Origin of the sequence: Klebsiella sp. BIGb0138, from assembly GCF_004342285.1 — a bacterium.
Taxonomy (GTDB): domain Bacteria; phylum Pseudomonadota; class Gammaproteobacteria; order Enterobacterales; family Enterobacteriaceae; genus Klebsiella.
This window is the reverse complement of record NZ_SMCV01000027.1, coordinates 1-2,307: the sequence shown is the minus strand read 5'-3', so window position 1 is coordinate 2,307 and position 2,307 is coordinate 1. Positions and strand designations below refer to the sequence as shown.

The following is a 2,307-nucleotide window of genomic DNA, read 5'->3' as shown; positions in this document are numbered from 1 at the left end:
GTCCCTGTCGCCTTCAACACTCCTGGGAGCATCTGGGCGATTTTTGATAGCGAAATTGCCATTTATTATTTCTCCGGAGGAAATCTCACGTCGACTGGCTGCGATATCACATCGGCACCTGTCATAAACTGCTGAGGAACGCCGACGACAATCAGCGGGTTTGCATGGAACTCCAGTGTCCAGCGGGATTCCCACTGGTTTTCACCGTTTATCATTGAGGTCTGGCGAGGTGGGCCAGAGTACAGCGGAACGAGCACATTCGCGTTTTCACGGAACCAGGTGCAGGCGAATTCTGAACGTGCGATCCGGGAGAATATCGTGGCGTTGTTCTGCGCCTGCTCTCCGTAAAAATCAAGCTGGCATTGCCACTCATCGACGCGCCGCAAATCCTCGCGACCAAACTCACCAACCCCATCGTAGGCGTAAGTTGAGGAATTGGTAGACAGGTCTGTCAGGAACAGCGGTGTCATGGTGATAAAACCACCTTTCGGCATCGGCGTCTGGTTCTGCTGGCTCTGCCCGATATCAGCATCAGGAAAGAGGGCAGACAGAAAATCACCGGTTGCCTTGAACAGGTCGCTTTCCGTTACCTGCAGCGTTACGTCAATTGCTGGCATGCGATAACCCTCGTCCAGTCCGGCCATATTTCAGGGACCGATACGACCAGCCATATTTCATCGCCGATCACGAACTTATCACCACCCTGCTGCCGTTCACGGCTTAGCCCGCACCAGTTGCCATCCGTCCAGATACTGACCAGCACACCCTGAATATTCAGGTTGTCCATGTGCCTTATGTCAGCCTGGCTAAGCGCCTGTTTCTGCACCATCATTGTTACTGGCGGGTCAAAGCCTGGAACCGTCGAGTAATCAGGATTTTTAACTGGCCCAATAGAACGATAAATTTGAGCTTCGACACGAGGATTAACCGCGCTAATAGCGCTTCGCACTATGGAGTGAAGGTTCATAATCACCGCCTGAAAAAATTGACCACTTTTTGCCAGAATGATACAGGGCCAGACGACACCTCATCGACCTCATAACTTACAGAGTTGAGCATATGTGAAGTGTCTATAAGCGGCTTATCAAAGCCCTTTTTCCTGACTGTATATGGTGAAAGAGGTGGATCATATGTTTCCCTGATTGAGTTCTGTAATTGCCCGGCAATCCTTTCCCCCATGAGCGAGAAGGTAGCCTTCCCGTCATATCCAGTAGCTTTAAGTATCTTGCTTATTTCTTCTGGCCATTGCGGCGAGCACTCCGTTATCATGCTGCGGAAAAACGGTCTTGGCGGTCTATTTGCTGATGGATCTCCGAACTCATTAGCCGCTGCCACCATGGCAACAGAAGTACCATCTGGATATGGCGCGCCTTTAAGAATTCCAACCTTCAAGACTCGCTCCTCACCAAGATTGTCAGCTATTTCTGCCAGTTTTTTCTCTATGGCTTCGCCTCCGGTGAAGCTGGTCATGTCTACCTCCGAATGAATGAACGCCTGTTGTAATGACCAGGGAACATCGAAGGGGATGAGCCAGGGACATATCGCACAGTGCGATAAGGAGCCGTAGCCTGCCAGTAAGCAGCACCATATGGCGTCTGGAGATACCACCAGGATGACGCGCTGGAAGGCCCTGCATCAGTCGATACTGATACTGACCCCTCCGATGCGCTTGCCACCCGCCCTACCAGACCAGAAGCCTTCTCGCCGTTTACGCCTGAATTCAAAGCCGCGATGTGAGCAACCAGCATATTCAAAAAGACGGCACGGACAGCAACATCCGAAACCAGGCTGCAGTCCGTGTTATCAAGGTAAATCGTTGCCTCCGTGAAGTACGCATTAAGCAGCGTATCACTTACGGCATCGAACTCCGGGTAACGCTCACGAAATGCGGCAACATCAAAGACAACGATCGCCATTATTTACTGTCCGCCTTTTCAACTCCCGGGGACGGATTGTTCTGATCCAGACCTTCCAGACCGGTTTTCTCCGAAGCGTTTTCTTTCGCTTTCGACTGGGCGCTGCTGAGTTTCGCCTGAGCGAACACCAGCTCTTTACGAACGTAAGGCTGATCTGCATGCGCTGCCAGCCACGCTTCAAAAGCATCCTTGTCTACTCCTTCGGTCAAGCCGTAGCCGCCGAAAACGAGAGAGGAGTTGGCGCCGTTAAGCGCCACTTTGTACTCCCCCTGCTCCAGGATCAGGCCGTTCGGCAATTTGCATCCTACAGTTACTGTTTCGGCCATGTTACACCCCGATCATGCTGGCAATGCCCAGCGGTTGACGAATGATTGCACCCCAGGTGCCACCA

Annotated in this window: 6 protein-coding genes; all 6 read right to left on the bottom strand. The window is 52.1% G+C overall.

From position 1 onward, the window contains the following. Positions 1 to 65 precede the first annotated feature (65 nt). Entirely contained in the window at positions 66 to 617 is a 552-nt protein-coding gene (locus EDF73_RS27330; RefSeq protein ID WP_132732059.1) for a hypothetical protein, read from the bottom strand. Continuing rightward, positions 599 to 967: a hypothetical protein gene (locus tag EDF73_RS27325; protein WP_132732058.1), complete on the bottom strand. Its 369-nt coding sequence runs from the start codon at positions 965 to 967 to the stop codon at positions 599 to 601. The genes EDF73_RS27330 and EDF73_RS27325 overlap by 19 nt, the downstream gene beginning before the upstream one ends. Positions 968 to 969: 2 nt before the next feature. After that, positions 970 to 1,470: a hypothetical protein gene (locus tag EDF73_RS27320; RefSeq protein WP_132732057.1), complete on the bottom strand. Its 501-nt coding sequence runs from the start codon at positions 1,468 to 1,470 to the stop codon at positions 970 to 972. A gap of 2 nt (positions 1,471 to 1,472) precedes the next feature. Further along, positions 1,473 to 1,916, bottom strand: a complete 444-nt coding sequence (locus EDF73_RS27315; RefSeq protein ID WP_132732056.1) for a DUF4054 domain-containing protein — start codon at positions 1,914 to 1,916, stop codon at positions 1,473 to 1,475. Continuing rightward, the gene (locus EDF73_RS27310) at positions 1,916 to 2,242 is read right to left on the bottom strand and encodes a hypothetical protein (RefSeq protein WP_132732055.1); all 327 of its coding nucleotides are present in this window, start codon (positions 2,240 to 2,242) and stop codon (positions 1,916 to 1,918) included. Before EDF73_RS27310 ends, EDF73_RS27315 begins: the two co-directional genes overlap by 1 nt. Position 2,243: 1 nt before the next feature. Continuing rightward, on the bottom strand, positions 2,244 to 2,307 hold a 64-nt coding region (locus tag EDF73_RS27910; protein ID WP_233596651.1), incomplete at its 5' end, for a hypothetical protein.

Bases quoted from the DNA above. Each gene is read 5' to 3' on its own strand.
- EDF73_RS27315 (WP_132732056.1), bottom strand. From the start codon at position 1,916: ATGGCGATCGTTGTCTTTGATGTTGCCGCATTTCGTGAGCGTTACCCG.
- EDF73_RS27320 (WP_132732057.1), bottom strand. From the start codon at position 1,470: ATGACCAGCTTCACCGGAGGCGAAGCCATAGAGAAAAAACTGGCAGAA.
- EDF73_RS27325 (WP_132732058.1), bottom strand. From the start codon at position 967: ATGAACCTTCACTCCATAGTGCGAAGCGCTATTAGCGCGGTTAATCCT.
- EDF73_RS27330 (WP_132732059.1), bottom strand. From the start codon at position 617: ATGCCAGCAATTGACGTAACGCTGCAGGTAACGGAAAGCGACCTGTTC.
- EDF73_RS27310 (WP_132732055.1), bottom strand. From the start codon at position 2,242: ATGGCCGAAACAGTAACTGTAGGATGCAAATTGCCGAACGGCCTGATC.